The sequence below is a fragment of the Natronorubrum sediminis genome, assembly GCF_900108095.1.
In the GTDB taxonomy this organism is placed as follows: domain Archaea; phylum Halobacteriota; class Halobacteria; order Halobacteriales; family Natrialbaceae; genus Natronorubrum; species Natronorubrum sediminis.
Window position 1 is genome coordinate 1,441,924 of record NZ_FNWL01000001.1, and the last position, 16,298, is coordinate 1,458,221.

Here is a 16,298-nt window from a genome sequence, read left to right on the forward strand (position 1 = left end):
ATAACGCATGGGAAACCGATCGATACTCGACCGCCTCGTCGAACTCGATAACAAGGTGCACTCGGCGATGCCGGGGAAGGATATCTACAGCAAACTCTTCTTCCGGACGATTCTGTGGTTCGCGTTCTTCTTCGGCGTCTACCTAATCGTCTCGAACGCGTTCTAACCGTCGACGGAACTCGCGAACTCTTCCGGCGATTCAGTCGGTGACGAGACGCCACCGAAAACGGGTACCCTTTCGTCTGCTCGCGACGATAGTGTAGTGTGAACGAGACGCAACGGGATGGCCAAACGATGCGTGCACTGGTCAAACGACGGCCCAAACGGGGGATGACGCTCGAGCAACGGGACGTTCCGACCCCAGGAACAGGCGAGGTCAGGATTCGCGTCGAGTCGGTCGGAATCGACGGCGGCGCGGAAGCGCTGATCTACGACTGGCACGAGAGCAAGCACCACTACGAACCGGCGTTACCACAGCTGTTCGGCCACGAGTTCGCCGGCGTTGTCGACGAGGTTCACTCGAGCGTCGAGCGCGTTCAGGCGGGCGAGCGCGTCGCCGTCGAGCCAGTGGTCGGCTGTGGGACGTGTCGACACTGCCGAAGAGGGGCGTTCGCGATCTGTCCCGATCGACGGCTTATCGGGCTCGACACCGACAGCGACGGCGCGTTCGCCGAGTACGTAACCGTCCCACAGGAGACGCTCTATCCGATCGGCGGGCTCGAAGCGGACGTCGGCGTCTTCCTCGAACTCCTCGCGCTGGGAGTCCACGGCCTCGAGAAGTCGGAATTCGAACTGGGCGATCGAGTGGCGATCGTCGGGCCCGGTCCGGTCGGAATCGGAACGCTCGTCGCCGTCGTCGCGGCGGGTGCCGGCTCCGTGACCGTCGTCGGGACCGACGCCGACACGGAGGATCGGCTACCCCTCGCACGCGAACTCGGTGCAACGACGGCGGTGACAGCGGACGACCTCGAGGCGGGCGCATCCTTCGACAGCGTCTTCGAAACGGCCGGGAGCCCGGCCGCACTCGACCTCGCGACGAAGCGAGTCCAACCGGGCGGCGAAATCGTCCAGATCGGGCTCTTTCACGGACAGGAGGGAGTCTCCGTCGATCTCACGGGATTGGTTCGTCGCAGCGTCTCGATCACGACGGTGTACGGCCGCCGAGCCTCGAGTTGGCGTCGAGCGATCGCGATCGCAGAACAGGTTGATCTGTCGCCGGCGCTCGGCCCGTCGTTCGACCTCGAGGCGTACGAATCGGCGTTCGAAGCGGTCGCTACTCGATCCGGAATCAAGGTCACGCTCCACCCCTAATCCGACGTGCGACGCACGGTCTCAGTCGTCGACGATTGCGAAGGCGCGAATCGGGCTCGCCGTCGCGTCGTCGAGGGGCAACGGGGCCGCGCTGAAGGTGAATCGGTGGGCGGGAATGTCGTCGATGTTTCGCAGATTTTCGACGATGAGCGTGTAGGAGTCAGGCGCGTCGTTCCGGAGAAGTACCTGATGGGCCGGCATCGACACGTCGCCGGCGATGTCGACGTTCCCGCAGTCGATGCCGACGACGGTCACGTCGCGCTCGTAAAGCCACTCTGCGCCGGCTTCGGAAAGCCCCGGGTGGTCCTCGAGGTACGTCGCCCTGTCCTCGGGCAGGTACTCGTCCCAACCGGTGTACAGCAAGACCGAGTCGCCGGCACCGACCTCGACACCGGCGTCGGCCGCCGCGGTCTCGAGTTCGTCCGGGCCGATCGCCCCCTTGGCCCCGGCGTCGGAGACATCGAGCCAGACGGCGGGGCCGTGACACTCCTCGAGGTCGAGTTCGTCGACCGTCTTTCCCTCCGGGTGGAGGTGAAACGGGGCGTCGATGTGCGTCCCGTTGTGTTCGGCGATGTAGACGAAGCCGTTGACCAGCGAGAGGTCCTCGACGCCCTTGCCACGCCAGGTGTCCTCGGCCTGGTCGTGGTTCATCCGCGTGCCGTCGAGAAAGAGCGGGCTCCGGCCGTGGTTGGGATGGTTCGTCATCTCTTCCGTAATCGTCGCTGTGAGGTCGATCAGTTGCGACACGATAGCACGTGTGGCCGGTTCGCTAATAACTGTTGTCGGAAACCGTCAGCAGTCGACAGCTGAGAATCGATCGCCCCGACAACTGGCGGCTGACGACGGCGTTCGGCGATAGCCCCCGGCGACTGCCAACTGCTGACTGCCGACTGCACGCCGCAGTTACTCGTAGAGTTGGTTCGCGACGACGACGCGATTGATCTCGTTCGTCCCCTCGTAGATCTGCATCCCCTTTGCGACGCGCATGCGACGCTCAAGCGAGTAGTCCTTGGAGTAGCCTCGAGAGCCGTGGACCTGGACGGCCTCGGTGGTGACGTCCATCGCCACGTCCGTCGCCTTCGTCTTCGCCATCGCGGCCTCGGCGGTGACGCGTTCGTCTCGGTCGCGTTTCGCCGCCGCGGCGAGAGTCAACAGCCGCGACGCTTCGATCTCGATCGCCATGTCCGCGAGTTTGAACGAGACCCCCTGAAACTCACGAATTGGCTGGCCGAACTGCTCGCGCTCGTCCGCGAAGGCCGTGCTCTCCTCGAACGCACCCTGTGCGACGCCGACACCCTGTGCCGCCGTGCCGATTCGACCGATGTCGAGCCCCTCGAGCACGTATCGAAGGCCCCGTCCCGGTTCGCCGATGACGTTCTCGACCGGAACGCGAACGCCGTCGTAGCGAATTTCGGTCTCGACGGCCGTCTCGCCTTCCATGCACGGAATGTCTCGGACGAACTCGAGGCCGTCGCGCTCGGCTGGCTCTGGCACGCCGATCAGGCTGACGCCCTCGTCCGTCTGGACCCCGACGACGAGGAAGTCGGCGATGCTGCCGTTAGTCGTCCAGACCTTCTCGCCCTCGAGGACGTACTCGTCACCGTCTCGCGTCGCCGTGGTCTCGAGTGAGCCGGCGTCGCTACCCGCGTTGGGTTCGGTGAGCGAGAGGGCAGGAATCCACTCACCCGAGCAAATCCTGGTGAGCCACTCCTCGCGTTGCCACTCCTCGCCGAACTCGTGGATCGGGTAGCCGACGAGGCTGCCGGCGACCGAGGCGGTGCCCGCGAGGAGTTTCCAGCTTCGGGAGAGCTCCTCGATCGTGATTGCGTAGGAGCGGTAGTCGAGCCCGAGTCCGTCGTACTCACTGCCGTACTGCACACCGTGAAATCCGGCGTCTGCGACCGTCTCGACGACGTCCATCGGGAACGTGCCCGACTCCTCGTACTCCTCGATGTGGGGTTCGACTTCGTCCTCGCAGAACTGGCGAACCGTCTCTCGATGCTCCTCGTGTGCGTCCGTGAGTTCGAACGATGAGATCATGGTTTCAGTGACGACCCGAACGATCGTACGTTTCCCTTCTCGAGAGCGCACATAATTCCGTGGGATTAGCACACTAGTCGACACGCTCGAGTGCTGTGGCGTCGTCCGGATGAGGTGCCAGAAGTTCCCGCTGTCGCTCGACGCTCGTTGTATCCGAAATCGAACCAACTACCGGACGGCAGCGTTTTAACGGTGTGCGCGGATACCCTCGTGTGTGACACAGCCAACCACTGCTGACGTGCTGGGCCAGGCTGCGGCTCGGTTCCCGGACCGACCCGCGCTTCGCGACCCCATGCGCGACGAAACCGTCTCATTCGCTCGTTTGGACGAACGCGCGCGAGACCTCGCTTCGGGACTGCTCGAGACCGAACTGGAACCCGGCGATCACCTCTCGGTGCTGACGAACGACTCCCTCGAGTTCGTCGAACTCCTGTTCGCGTCGGCTCACGCGGGCCTGGTCTTCAACCCGATCAGTTACCGCGTCCCGCCGAAGCGACTGGCGTACGTCCTCGAGAACGCCGGTTCAGCAGGACTCGTCGTCGACGACGCCTGTCTCGACACCGTTCGCGCACTCGAGGCCGAGGCGTTGCCCGAGTTGCTCGTCGGAATCGACGTCGACGACGAGCGAGCGAGCGTCTCGTACGAGTCTCTCCGCGGTGAACGGACATCTCGCAGTGACGACGGCGATCTGGGTCCGGTCGTCGACGTCGACGAAGCAGATCCCGCGTTGCTCCTCTACACCTCCGGGACGACGGGCCAGCCGAAGGGGGTTCTCCACTCTCACCGAACTGTGGTGAACGCCTCGCTCGTCTCCCTGCCGTACAATCGTCTGCGACCGACCGACGTCAACGTCGCGCTCGGCCCGCTCTACCACGTCGGGCCGCTGCTCTGTAACGTCCTGCCCGCGCTGAACGCCGGCGCCTGTAACGTGATCCAACACGGTTTCGACCCCGAGACGACCCTCGAGCGAATCGAATCGGAGGGCATCACGACGATGTGGGCCGTCCCGACGCACATCCGAGCGCTGGTCGACGAACCGTCGATCGAGACGCGAGACGTCGAGCACGTCCGAATGATCCAGTACTCTGGCGCGGCGATGCCCGAAGCGGTAGCGAGGAGAGCACGCGAGCACGTCTCCGACTGTGACTTCGTCAACGCCTACGGCACGACGGAGATCGTCTTCGGGACGCTCATCCACCCGGAGTTCCACGACGAGAAACTGGGGAGCATCGGGCAGGCAGCACCGAACGCGGCCGTCCGCGTCGTCGATCCCGAAAACCCCGTCCCCGAGGCCGAACTCGAGGCGAACGAGGTCGGCGAACTCCTCGTGAAGAACACGACGCGCATGCTCGAGTACTGGAAGAACCCCGAGGCGACCGAGGAGGCGCTCGTCGACGGCTGGTACCGAACCGGTGACCTCGGGCGCAGAGACGAGGACGGCTTCCTCTACTTCGTCGACCGAAAGGACGACATGATCGTCAGCGGCGGCGAGAACATCTATCCCGCAGAGGTCGAGGATCTCCTGCACAGCCACCCCGAGGTAGTCTCCGGCGCAGTCGTCGGCGTCCCCGACGACGAGTGGGGCGAAGTCGTCACCGCCTTCGTCGTCCCCGACGGCGACCTCTCGAGTGAGGACCTCGAGGAGTTCTTCGTCGACTCCGAGGAACTCGAGTCGTTCAAACGCCCTCGAGAGTACGTCTTCGAGGACGAACTGCCGAAGACGAGCAGCGACAAAATCGATCGACGGGCGCTGCTCGAGTCGATCGTCCCGGAGTAGATTTCCGACCCCATTTGCTGGCCGCCGTTGACGGGCAGCGCCACCTACTGCATTCGCTGGCCGCCGTTGACGTTCAGCGTTTCCCCCGTGACGAATCCTGCATCGCGGAGGTAGGCTGCTGCCTGCCCGATATCCTCGGGCGTCCCGAGACGGCCGACGGGGATGACCTCCTGGCGTTTCTGTGCTTTCGACTCCTCGGAGGTCGTCGCGTCGGTCATATCCGTCTCGATAAAGCCCGGCGCGATGGCGTTGATCCGAATCGTCGGCCCGAACTCGAGGGCGTGACTCTTCGTGAGCGCGATGATCCCCGCTTTCGAGGACGCGTAGTGGGGTTCGTAGTCCGCTCCGGCGTGAGCCAGTCGCGAGGAGAGGTTGATCACCGACGGTCCCTCGGGAACGCTCGAGTCCTCGAGGTGGGAGAGCGCGGCTTTCGTCACCGCAAACGTGCCGGTGACGTTGACGTCCAGCAGCCGCTGGAACTCTTCGGGGGAGAGGTCGGGCGTGTACCGGTGTTCGTTGATCCCGGCGTTGTTGACGACGTGATCGAGCGATCCGAACGCGTCGACGGTTTCCTCGACACAGGCCTCGACGGCGTCGGGATCGCCGACGTCCGCCTGCACTGCTCGAGCGCGCTGGTCCGTCTCGGTTTCGATCGTGTCGACGACGTCCCGGGCCGCCCCGTCGCTGCTTCGGTAGTTCACCGCGACGTCGTAGCCGTCGGCTGCGAAGCGACGGGCGATACCGCGACCGATTCCTCGAGACGCACCGGTAACGAGTGCTGCGGGCATACTCGAGCATTCGCAGGCGCGTGCTAATAGTTTACTCTCGACACCCAGTGCGACGCTCTCGAAATCCATCGCGACGCAGCAAGTAAGAAGTCGTTGACCGAACGGTCTCAGTCGTTATTCGCTCCGGCCCGTGTACTGCCCGTCTGGGTCGAGATCCTCGCGAATGATTCGCAGTTCCTCGTCGTCGGGTTCGGGCGTCGTCTTCACGTCGTCGGCGAAGGCGATGTCCCAGCCAGTGTTCTCGCGAACTTCCTCGCGGGTGGCCTCCGGATGGAGCGAGTCGACGTACATCTCACCCGCTTCGTCGAAGCGACAGACGGCGAGATCGGTGATGATGGCCTCGGGGCCGCCCTCGAGGCCGAGTTCCCGCCGTCCCTCGCGGCCGCCGACGAAGCCGGGACTCGTGATGAAGTCGACCTCCTCGGGGAATCGTCGCTCTGAGTGGGGCGTGACGACCAGTGTGCGATCGACGTGACACGCGATCTCACAGGCCCCGCCGCTACCCGGCAGTCGGACGGCCGGATCGTCGTAGTCGCCGATGACCGTCGAATTGATATTTCCGTGCTTGTCGATCTGTGCGCCGCCGAGGAAGCCCACGTCGAGGCGATTCGCTTGCAGATAGTAGTTGAAACCGTTCGCCATCGGTTCGATCGAGAGTGCACCGGAGGCCAGCCCCGGATCGCCGATCGACAACGGCGGGGACTCCGGATTCGAGCCGATCGTCCCCGACTCGTACATCATCTGTAACCCTGGCGCGTGCGTTCGCTTCGCGACGTTACAGGCGAGGTTCGGCATTCCGATCCCTACCAGGACCGAATCGTCGTCCGTGAGTTCTCGTGCCGCCGATACGACCATCAGTTCGCTGTTCGTGTACGTCATCGTGTCTCGAGTGTGTCGGTTGTGTCAGTTGCGTCGATTGCGTCGGTGTTACCACCCACATCGGGTGCGTCGATTCTGGGTTCGTGCGCGCTGGTGCCCGCCTGCACGGTCAGTATCGCCCCATGTCGACCGGCGTGGCGTAGTCGCTCTCGGGCTCGAGCTCGAGCAGCTGTGAGGCGCCGAGCTTTTCGACGTACTCGCGTCGATCTTCGACGTCGTAGACCCACTCGTCGAGCCAGGCTTCGACCTGGTCGACGTCGCTCGCGATTTCGGCCCACTCGATGTACGCCTCGTTGTCCCGGCCGTAGTAGCCCTGTGCGTAGGAGGGGTGAGAGCCGTAGGGATCCTCGACGACGTAATCCACGTCGTCACCCGTGAGCAGCGTCCGGTTGGGATCGCTGCGGATCGTCTCCTCCGAGCACAACTCCTCGACGGTGAGGATCACCGTGTCAGCGGCGAGCGCGGCGATCTTCTGTTCGCCCTGAATACCCCAGAGGTGTGCGTTGCCGTTCTCGTCGGCTCGCTGGGCTCTGACGACGGTCACGTCCGGCTCGATCGGCGCGACGGCGTAGACGTAATCGTCGTCGAAGGGACTCTCGACGCGCGCGATGTTCTCGTTGTGTTCGGGCAGATCAGAGCCGATAAAGCCCCGAAGCGGCGCGAACGGTAAATTCGACGCCCCCGCCTGCAGAGCCGCGATCATCCCGAAGTGCGTGTACTCCTCGAGTTCGATTTCGGTTGGGACACCTTCCTCGGCGGCGCGTCGAAAGGCCGGGAGACTCCCGACGCCCGGATTTCCCGCCCACGAGAAGGTTACCTTGCTCGCACACCCCGCGGCGATCATCTGGTCGTAGATGAGATCGGGCGTGGCTCTCACGAGGTCGAGGTCGCACAGGCCCTGCCTGATCATCTCGTGGCCCGCGGCGAATGGGATGAGATGGGTAAATCCCGCGAGATACACCTGGTCGCCATCGGCGACGCCATCCGAGACGGCGTCTGCCATCGTCGTAACGTTCGTCATAGCTGGTCGCAAGTACGTGGAACGTGGGTCAATGTCATGATAAGGATTTCCATTGGTAAACTGAGCGAACGTACAATGCAGATAATTGAGACGAACAGGCAATCGGCTATACGAGACGGTGTCGAGTACAAGTGTGAAAAGCAACGGTCGGGGATTCATCACTGATGAAGTTCCAGCCTAGTCGCCTTCCGCGCTCGAAGTAACCACTGTAGTGTTGGTTACATTGATCAGTTGCATCAGTCGCTGAACGAGTGAGTTCAGTTCGTGAAGGTGGAGGCGAGACGGTCGATGGCAGCAACTTCAGAAGAGAAGTCGATTCAAGGGGATCAACAACACTCAACACAGGGAATGATTTCGGTAATAGCAAAATGAGTGCTAATGTTTTCCGCATTGTTTTGAGGACCCAATTCAACCAATATTGAAGAAATCGACCCCGGTGTGCTCTATGGCAGTATTTTCCAAGAGTGCGCTGAACAGTAGATTAGCGCCATTGTAAGTGGATCTCGGCTTTGGCTTCTACTTTCGATGATACCGAAGTACAGAGAAGAGAGTTGTCCCATTCACCAGGGTTCAATCCGCGGGGTTCCAGAATCACGGGAGTTTTCGGCTAGGTCTTCACGTGATGCATCCCACGCTATATGCTGTTCAACATGTCTCAAAGAAGTATCACCATCTATATAGGAGATGGAAATAATAGAACGTGGGAGAAAATTATAGACACGATGGGCTATTCCCTCAGCTATATTTTGCATAATACTCCCCTCCAGATCAGATTAGTAATAATACCAAATATAGTATATTTTTGGCAGATTAGATTCGAAACTGATGAAGACAAGAGTGGTCATATGGACAGGTAGAATAACCCAAAGGGTCACGCATCCACCCATTATAATTCACTATTATTTTTATGATTTTAGTTGTGTATGGTGGATTTAATAACCGCATCTTCCGAACATGAGCCGGTATTGTTTTGGTATAGCCAAAGTCTATCCCAGATTTGCGGAGGGGCCTAGATTTTATACTAAACTATCGGTCAAAATCGACCGCGATTGGATTGGTGAGTTTCTCGCCGTGCGAAAAGGCCTCGGGCATGAGTGGACAGAACGTTCGCCACGGTGACGAAATACGGATGAGCTCGACGAGTCGCGGTTGGTGGTATGCTGTACTATGAATCGAGTCAATCAGTAATCGAACTGGAGAAGCCTAACAGAAGTACCGTTGTTATGGTAAGGTGAAATCTGTTTTGATCGACGGAGCATCAGCGGAGAATTGCGATTGGACAAATGGTTCGGATAGCCACATCGTCGAACGGAACGTAATCTGGCGCCCACAACCGCATTACCACACACAGCGACTGAAGCGGTTCAAAGGGTTCATCTTCGCTTTCGATCATGCGGTAACGGATATCAACACTGGCATCACCGTTCCTCCAGCACTCCGACCCCACTCGACGTGATCGATACCCGCTCACTTACAAACCTGTTTCAATTCGATTCGCTCAAGAAGTGCGTACCGTGCTTCGGTACGTCCGGGCATCAATGCTACGCAGTCGAGAGCAGGTGGTACCATACGAAAAGAGTACTTGCGTCAGTTTTGTATAACACCGGTACCAGTGTTATGGTTAGGGTAGTTGTTAGGGAATACGGTTGATTTGCGCAAAGGTCCCATAGCCGTCCGTCCGCTAATCGGTAGCGGAGCGAACACAGCAGATGCGTTTACTGCTAGTAGACGGAGTCCAAGAAATAGAGATCGGAGAGTTAACTAGAGTATTTCCCAATATCTCCTTTAAAATATACGACCATCCAAATAACCAGGGTTTAGAGCGATTATTCAAAGTAATCGGTAAAAATATACCACATTCAAAAATATAAGACACCACCGTTTCACGAGATTTTTGTTTACTGTCAGTAGACGGTGAACGAGTTGACGTCAGGTAGGTGAATAGAGAATTCAACGGGTCCGATTGATACACGCATGATACGAAAAATTCGAGTCGGTTCTCGCCGCTTCGCGAGTTCCCGACTCACTTGCTAAATTTTAGTTTTAGGTTAATTTCTTCGGTAGTGGCGTCGAGTTCGTCGAGGTATTTTTCTTCGGAGTCAATATTAGAGAAGTGCGTTTCAGGGCCCGTAATACTAACTGCGCCGTAGAGATCCTCTTCCGGGGAGTACAAACCCGAACCGATGGCCCACACGCCATCGATTCGCTCGCCGCGATTGATTGCAAACCCTTGCTCCCTGATCTCGTTCAGTTCGTTGAACAGGGCCCCTCTCTCGGTAATCGTGTTCTCTGTCTTCGAATCGAGGCCTCGTTCGTCGAGAATGTCTTCGACCGTCGCGTCCTCGAGTTGAGCCAAGATGCTCTTTCCGGCAGAGCTCGTATGAAGATCGAATCGCGTTTGGCCGTGTTTGTTGTATGCAGAGCCGCTGAGGTCGTATTTGTCGTTGTACGAATAGAGGTAGACTCCGTAGTCGTACTCCTTCACTGAGAGCGTCACGAGTTCGTCTACTCGTTCTGCGAGATCCTCGATATGTGGTTTCGCTATCGAAATAAGGTCAGTGTTCTCGCGAATGTACGTTCCGTGATCGAGAAATCGAAAACTGAGACGATACTCTCCGTCCCTCGATTTCACGTACTTCTGTGCTCTGAGCGTGTTCAGGTGTTTGTAGACGGTACTCTTTTTCATCCCTAGATGAGTGGCGAGTTCCGTCACGCCAGCCCCATCGAGGTCCTGTAATGCGTTTATTATCTTTAGTAATCGAACGTCGGATTGAACCAGATCGGTGTCAGTTGGCATGAGATGGAGTAACAGTGGGATAGATATAACGTTTACTCAGAGTATACGATGAAGTCCAGCAACGAACCGGAAACGGGGTGTCACTCCGGTGATCAATTCGATCGGGGATCGAGCAATTCGATAGGATGTGGTGGTTCGGTTTCCGTGAACGCTGCAAGTTGGTCGCGACACGACGTCCCACTCGCAACGATTTGTCCCGGTGGAAGGGTCGCGTTGAGTCGATCTCCAATGTCCGTGCTGAGTTCGTAGTACTCCTGTTTGTACCCGAAACTACCCGCCATTCCACAACACTCAACCGATGTCGTCTCGACGTCGTAGCCAACTCGTTCGAGGACGGTGACCGTGTATGCCGCAAGGTCGAGTGTTCGTTGCTGGCAATGGCTGTGGTACGCGAGCGAGTGATCGGAGTCTACCCCCGCAAGCGCTTCGAGGTCCCCTCCGTTCTCGAGAAGACCGTAGACGTACTCAAGGACCTCGTAGCTGTTCTCGGCGAGGTGTTCCGCTGAACGGGCGGGGAGGAACTTTTCGTAATCGTCGCGAAACATCGCGAGGTCGCTCGGTTCGATTACGACGATATCCCGTTCGGCGTCGATGTGCTCAGCGAGTCGTTCGTAGATATCGCTCGCGCGTTCGTCTGCCGTCTCTATCATTCCCTGAGAGAGCGGCGCTCGACCGCTCTCGGGCAAAGATGGGACGCGAACGGCAACATCGAGCGCCTCCAGCACCCGAACGGTCGCTCGGCCACGTTCTGGCGCGAAATAGTTCGTATACACGTCCGGATAGAGGATCGCTGTTCGGTCGGCGTTCGACGAGTCGACGCGCGAGCCTCGTTTCTCGAACCAGTCTTGAAACGTCTCGTCGGCAAACGTCGGTAGCGCTCTCCGGTGATCGATCCCTGCTGCTCGCTCGAGGAGCGAGCGAACGGGACCGGTATTGGCCAACATGTTCGATAGCGACGGCGCGATACTGCCGAGTTTCGCCACGGTATCGATGTTACCGAAAACGCGTTTTTGGACGTCCACTCCGGCGGGTTCTTCGTCCGGCGTGAGTCCATCGACCAAAAAGTCGAACGTTCCCGTTTCCGTATCCTGATTCAATCGACTCCGGACAACGGTGTTGATCCAGGGAATGTCGATTTTCACGGGACACTTCGGAACGCAGCGAGAACAGCCAGTGCAGAGATCTTTCATGTCCTCCGCCGCGTCCGGGCCGTGGACGCCGGCTTCCCACCCGGTTCCGATCCCGCCGGTATACGTTTCTCCGCCGAATGCGTGCCCACCGACGCTCTGAAAGTTCGCGCAGGTGTTCGCACACGCACCACAACGGATACAGTAGAGCGTTTCCCGGAGTTGCTCGTCCGCTCGCATCTCGGTCCGTCCGTTATCAAGCAACACGAGGTGAAACTCGCGCTCTTCCCCGTCGCCGAGTTCATTCGCGTCGAAATCGACGGTTGGCGTTTCGACGGGTGGCGAGATGAGCGAGACGTACGACGTAATATCCTGGCCGGTTCCCGACCGACCGATGAGTTCGATGAACGGACGAACGTCGGAGACGGTCGGTAGCAATTTTTCGATGCCAGCGACGGCGATGTGGACCGGCGGCGTAACGGCTGTCTTTCTGGCGTTACCCTCGTTCGTTACCAAACAGATCGTCCCCGATTCGGCGGCGACGAAATTCGCGCCAGTCAGCCCAACGTCGGCCTCGAGGATTCGCTGGCCAACCTGTTTGCGAGCGAATTCCGTGAGTTCCTCGGGGTCGGCCTCGAAGGGGGCTTCCGGGTCGAACACCTCGTTGAACAGTTGGGCAATCGATTCGGTCGATCGGTGCATCGACGGGCCGATGAGGTGTGATGGCGTTTCGTCGGCGATCTGCACGACGAACTCCCCGAGGTCGGTTTCGGCGACTTCGTAGCCGTCGGCCTTGAGGTGGTCGTTCAGATCAATTTCCTCGGTGGTCATCGACTTGCTCTTGGCGATCGTCTCGGCGTCGTTGTCGGCCATTACGGAGGCGACGTAGCGATTTGCGTCCGCAGCGTCTTGAGCGACGTACACCGACCCGCCGTTTGCCTCGACAGCCTCGGTCACCGTGTCGATGAGTGACGGAAGGTTCTCGATGGCTTGCTCCTTGATATCTCGGGCGGTCTCGCGGAGTGATTCTGATTCTTCGAACGAGTCGAGTGCTTCGCCGGCCCCCTTATTCCGTTCTATTGCCCGTACGCTCACTGCCTCGCCGTCGGTTTCCATGACGGACCGGATTCGATCAGCGCGTTCGCCTCGACTCATTCTATCGATCCTCCAAAACGACGACAGAGATGTGTGCTGGGCCATGAACGCCTTCGATGAGTCCACCGAGATCGCCCGTCTTGCTGGGTCCGCTGGCCAGGATGTGCGCAGTGTTGCCTGAGGCGAGATCGTCACCGAGTCGCTCGAAGGCGACGGATAGGTCGGGGACGATATCTGATGCCCCGACGACGATGACGCACCGGTTAGGATAGAGGCTGATGAGTTCGTCTCCCGTCGGTCGCGATTCGATCGTGAGCGTTCCGTACGACGCGACGCCGAGTCCGGCGGGAACGACGCCAGTTTTGGCGGTACGGATCGCTTCGGCGCTCGGATCGGTTTCGACCGTCGTTCCCTCGAGCGAGACGTCGTCGAACGGCATCGGAGCACCGACTGCGGGCGCTTCGATTGCGTCCTGAATCGTACGTTCGAATTCGTCCGCAGTCGTCCGGTAACAAGAATCGACGTACTCCTGCAGCGATACTTCGAATGCGGTAATCGACGCTGATGACATACTGATTGGAGTGAGACCTTCTCCCTTCTAAAGATACTGGTGGTACCAGTCAATATCACCGGAAGCGGCGTACTCGACGAGCGCGCAAGCGAAACAGGGCGGCTATCGAACCGAGGTGGGCGTAGAACCCCGTTTAGGGAAGAACGGGGCCGAGAGTGGCAACGTCAACGCACGGTCAGACAGAATACCGCCGACGAACGACGGGCCAAAGATTTACGTTGGCGGATCAAAATGAGAGAGCTATGTCGAAGAAAATCCTCGACGGAGTTACCGTATTAGACCTGACGACGTTCGTTACCGGCGGCTTCTGTTCGCTCATGCTCGCGAATCAGGGTGCTAACGTAATCAAGATCGAACGACCAGAAGCCGGTGACGACATTCGTCACTCGGGGCCGCCGTTCGTCGGGGACGAATCGCCGTACTTCTGGACGGTCAACTACGACAAGAAGAGCGTCGAATTGGACCTCCAGAGTGAGGCGGGGCGGGAAGCGCTGTACGACCTCGCCGCAGAGGCCGACGTCTTTATTCAGAACTTCCGACCGGGGACTGCACAACGGCTGGGTGTCGACGGAGAGACGATCCGTGAGCGCAACGACGAGTTGATTTACTGTGCAATTTCGGCGTTCGGTCAGACGGGACCCTGGCGGAAACGTCCCGGGTACGACCTGTTGGTTCAGGGACTGAGCGGAATTATGGACGTAACCGGCGAGTCCGACCGACCCCCAGTGAAAGTCGGGTTACCCCAGACAGACCTCATCACGGCAATGTGGGCCGCCTTCGGGATCACGACCGCGCTGTACCGGCGAGCGGAAACCGGCGAGGGTGAGTACATCGATCTCGGCATGTTGGATGCGGCGCTTCCGTGGTTGACCAAGCAAGCCGGAAAAGTCTTCGCCGGCGAGTCCCCGGACCGAATGGGGTCGCGTGATCCGGTCCTCGCACCCTACCAGAGCTACGAAACCGAGGACGGATTCATCAACGTCGCGTGTGGCAATCAGCGCCTCTGGCGCGACTTCTGTGCGGCGATAGATCGAGAGGACCTGCTCGAGGATCCATCCTTCGAGACGAACGCCGATCGTGTACGAAACATGGACGACCTCGAGGACGAAATCGAATCGACACTCGGCGGGGCGTCGACCGCCGAGTGGACGGCGATTCTCCAGGATGCCGGAGTGCCCGCGGGGCCAGTACAGTCCGTCGAGGACGCGATGTACAACGAACAATCGGAGGCTCGCGGGAGTATCGATACCGTCGAGGACCGCGACCGAGGGGAAATACCCGTGATCGAGCACCCGCTTAAATTCCAACACGCCGAGAGTGGGTTCGAGTCTCCGCCGCCGACGCTGGGCGAACACACCCGCGAGGTCTTCACTGACATCGGCTACTCCGACGACGAACTCGACGAATTCGAACGACGGGGCGCGTTCGGTGGTGAATCCGAATGACGATTCGATGGACAGCCAAACGAGCCCCGATCGAGCGTTCGGGAACGCGCCGATGATGCTATCGAACAACGGTATCGGTGACGCCTACGCCTCGGAAATCCGGTGGCGGCTCTTCGAACGGCTAACGGATATCGGGAGTCGGATGCCAGCCAGCGATGGCGAACGACGCGGGGCTCAAATTCTCGAGGATCACTTCGACGAGCACGGGTTGACAGACGTGTCCACCACCGAGTTCAGTGTTCCATCGTGGAGCCGAGGAACATCGTCGCTCGTTCTCTCGAATCCCGTCGACAGAACGTTCGCCGGCGAACACGAGGTGCTCGCGCTACCGGGCTCGCCCGCCGAAACGGTTACCGGGGAGATCATCGACGTTGGGGCTGGCCTCCCGGAACACTTCGAATCGAAACCCGTGGACGGCAACATCGCGCTCGTCTCGAGCCAAAACCCGGCCGAATACGGCCGGGCGATCAACCGGATCGAAAAGTACGTGCTGGCCGAAAACGCGGGTGCCACAGGGTTCGTCTACTACAACGACGTCCCCGGGAGCATCGCGCCGACCGGCACCGTCGGATTCGGCCGGAACGGACCGGGGAAGATACCCGCGGTCGGAATCACTCGAGAAGTCAGCCGTCGGATCAAACGATGGCTCGATCGCGGGACGGTTTCGGTTACGCTCTCCGTCGACGCAGATATCGGCCGCGGCACGTCACGCAACGTCGAGGCGGTGCTCGGGCCCGAAGGCGACGAAGAGGTCCTACTCACCAGTCACGTCGATGCCCACGATATCGGAGACGGTGCGCGTGACAACGCCGCCGGATGTGCGCTGGCCGCCGAGGTAGGTCGGTTGCTCGCAACCGTTTCGGAACTCGGCTGTCCCGTGCGTGTCGTCTGCTTCGGAAGCGAAGAGATCGGACTGTACGGGTCGACTCAGTGGGCGAACGACAACGACCTGGATCGAATTAACTGTCAGGTGAACCTCGACGGAATCGGGTTTAGCCGATCGCTGATGGTCACGGGGACGAACCCGGTCGTCGATCCGTTCGTCACCGCCTCCGACGAACTGGGGGTGCCGATTCGAACCGAGACGAAAATGAGTCCGTTCAACGACGCATGGCCGTTCGCCCGCGAAGGGGTTCCGGTAGCTACCTGCCGGTCAGCGCCGAAACAGTCCGACCGAGTCGTTCGGTACGGGCACGAAGAGTGGGGACACACCCACGCCGATACAGCCGACAAATTAGACAAACGGGACCTACGAGACCTCTCGATTCAGATCGCAGAAGGTGTTGCAACCGCCACTCGAGTCGTCGACGGCGAACGACTCACACCGGCCGAAACGGTAACTCACCTCCCTTCCGGAACGGGTCGATACTTCGAACTCTCCAACAGAGAAGACGGGCTCTGACGGAAACGACACGAAAAGAAGGGGAGCATGGATTCTGGGGTACTT

Annotated in this window: 13 protein-coding genes; 5 read left to right on the forward strand and 8 right to left on the reverse strand. The window is 59.7% G+C overall.

The annotated features are described in order from the left end of the window. Positions 1 to 7: 7 nt before the first annotated feature. Together BLW62_RS18590 and BLW62_RS07040 are read left to right on the forward strand one after the other, a co-directional pair. Positions 8 to 166, forward strand: a complete 159-nt coding sequence (locus BLW62_RS18590) for a hypothetical protein (RefSeq protein WP_168170960.1) — start codon at positions 8 to 10, stop codon at positions 164 to 166. Between the two features lie 98 nt (positions 167 to 264). Then, entirely contained in the window at positions 265 to 1,311 is a 1,047-nt protein-coding gene (locus BLW62_RS07040) for a zinc-dependent alcohol dehydrogenase (RefSeq protein ID WP_245726680.1), read from the forward strand. Positions 1,312 to 1,332: 21 nt separating this feature from the next. Here BLW62_RS07040 and BLW62_RS07045 read toward each other — a convergent pair whose 3' ends face one another. After that, positions 1,333 to 2,058: a cyclase family protein gene (locus tag BLW62_RS07045; RefSeq protein ID WP_090506317.1), complete on the reverse strand. Its 726-nt coding sequence runs from the start codon at positions 2,056 to 2,058 to the stop codon at positions 1,333 to 1,335. Between the two features lie 156 nt (positions 2,059 to 2,214). Continuing rightward, positions 2,215 to 3,351, reverse strand: a complete 1,137-nt coding sequence (locus BLW62_RS07050) for an acyl-CoA dehydrogenase family protein (protein ID WP_090506464.1) — start codon at positions 3,349 to 3,351, stop codon at positions 2,215 to 2,217. Between the two features lie 214 nt (positions 3,352 to 3,565). Here BLW62_RS07050 and BLW62_RS07055 point away from each other — a divergent pair, with 214 nt between their 5' ends. Beyond that, positions 3,566 to 5,128, forward strand: coding sequence for a class I adenylate-forming enzyme family protein (locus BLW62_RS07055; RefSeq protein WP_090506318.1), 1,563 nt, complete (start codon positions 3,566 to 3,568; stop codon positions 5,126 to 5,128). 44 nt (positions 5,129 to 5,172) lie between these two features. Here BLW62_RS07055 and BLW62_RS07060 read toward each other — a convergent pair whose 3' ends face one another. The 6 genes from BLW62_RS07060 to BLW62_RS07090 all read right to left on the reverse strand — a co-directional run bounded on the left by BLW62_RS07060 (position 5,173) and on the right by BLW62_RS07090 (position 13,406). Next, positions 5,173 to 5,916 carry an SDR family NAD(P)-dependent oxidoreductase gene (locus BLW62_RS07060; RefSeq protein WP_090506319.1) on the reverse strand — a complete coding sequence of 248 codons (744 nt, stop codon included), beginning with the start codon at positions 5,914 to 5,916 and terminating at the stop codon, positions 5,173 to 5,175. Positions 5,917 to 6,030: 114 nt separating this feature from the next. Continuing rightward, the gene (locus BLW62_RS07065) at positions 6,031 to 6,795 is read right to left on the reverse strand and encodes a CoA-transferase subunit beta (RefSeq protein ID WP_090506320.1); all 765 of its coding nucleotides are present in this window, start codon (positions 6,793 to 6,795) and stop codon (positions 6,031 to 6,033) included. A gap of 109 nt (positions 6,796 to 6,904) precedes the next feature. After that, on the reverse strand, positions 6,905 to 7,816 hold the full coding sequence (locus BLW62_RS07070; RefSeq protein ID WP_245726681.1) for a CoA transferase subunit A: 912 nt from the start codon (positions 7,814 to 7,816) through the stop codon (positions 6,905 to 6,907). Between the two features lie 2,023 nt (positions 7,817 to 9,839). After that, positions 9,840 to 10,613: an IclR family transcriptional regulator gene (locus tag BLW62_RS07080; RefSeq protein WP_090506322.1), complete on the reverse strand. Its 774-nt coding sequence runs from the start codon at positions 10,611 to 10,613 to the stop codon at positions 9,840 to 9,842. Between the two features lie 92 nt (positions 10,614 to 10,705). Beyond that, positions 10,706 to 12,895 (reverse strand): LUD domain-containing protein, encoded by a 2,190-nt coding sequence (locus BLW62_RS07085; protein ID WP_394328157.1) that lies wholly within the window; start codon positions 12,893 to 12,895, stop codon positions 10,706 to 10,708. Position 12,896: 1 nt separating this feature from the next. Continuing rightward, positions 12,897 to 13,406 carry an LUD domain-containing protein gene (locus BLW62_RS07090; protein ID WP_090506323.1) on the reverse strand — a complete coding sequence of 170 codons (510 nt, stop codon included), beginning with the start codon at positions 13,404 to 13,406 and terminating at the stop codon, positions 12,897 to 12,899. Positions 13,407 to 13,648: 242 nt separating this feature from the next. Here BLW62_RS07090 and BLW62_RS07095 point away from each other — a divergent pair, with 242 nt between their 5' ends. Further along, entirely contained in the window at positions 13,649 to 14,851 is a 1,203-nt protein-coding gene (locus tag BLW62_RS07095; protein WP_090506324.1) for a CaiB/BaiF CoA transferase family protein, read from the forward strand. A 7-nt stretch (positions 14,852 to 14,858) separates the two neighbouring features. Continuing rightward, a complete protein-coding gene (locus BLW62_RS07100; RefSeq protein ID WP_090506325.1) occupies positions 14,859 to 16,253 on the forward strand; it encodes a M28 family peptidase in 1,395 nt (464 codons plus the stop codon). Positions 16,254 to 16,298: the final 45 nt, after the last annotated feature.

What these genes read in the sequence shown, in the direction of transcription:
- BLW62_RS07085 (WP_394328157.1), bottom strand. Translation starts at nt 12,895, where the DNA reads ATGAGTCGAGGCGAACGCGCTGATCGAATCCGGTCCGTCATGGAAACC.
- BLW62_RS07095 (WP_090506324.1), top strand. Translation starts at nt 13,649, where the DNA reads ATGTCGAAGAAAATCCTCGACGGAGTTACCGTATTAGACCTGACGACG.
- BLW62_RS07070 (WP_245726681.1), bottom strand. Translation starts at nt 7,816, where the DNA reads ATGACGAACGTTACGACGATGGCAGACGCCGTCTCGGATGGCGTCGCC.
- BLW62_RS18590 (WP_168170960.1), top strand. Translation starts at nt 8, where the DNA reads ATGGGAAACCGATCGATACTCGACCGCCTCGTCGAACTCGATAACAAG.
- BLW62_RS07065 (WP_090506320.1), bottom strand. Translation starts at nt 6,795, where the DNA reads ATGACGTACACGAACAGCGAACTGATGGTCGTATCGGCGGCACGAGAA.
- BLW62_RS07050 (WP_090506464.1), bottom strand. Translation starts at nt 3,351, where the DNA reads ATGATCTCATCGTTCGAACTCACGGACGCACACGAGGAGCATCGAGAG.
- BLW62_RS07090 (WP_090506323.1), bottom strand. Translation starts at nt 13,406, where the DNA reads ATGTCATCAGCGTCGATTACCGCATTCGAAGTATCGCTGCAGGAGTAC.
- BLW62_RS07080 (WP_090506322.1), bottom strand. Translation starts at nt 10,613, where the DNA reads ATGCCAACTGACACCGATCTGGTTCAATCCGACGTTCGATTACTAAAG.
- BLW62_RS07100 (WP_090506325.1), top strand. Translation starts at nt 14,859, where the DNA reads ATGGACAGCCAAACGAGCCCCGATCGAGCGTTCGGGAACGCGCCGATG.
- BLW62_RS07060 (WP_090506319.1), bottom strand. Translation starts at nt 5,916, where the DNA reads ATGCCCGCAGCACTCGTTACCGGTGCGTCTCGAGGAATCGGTCGCGGT.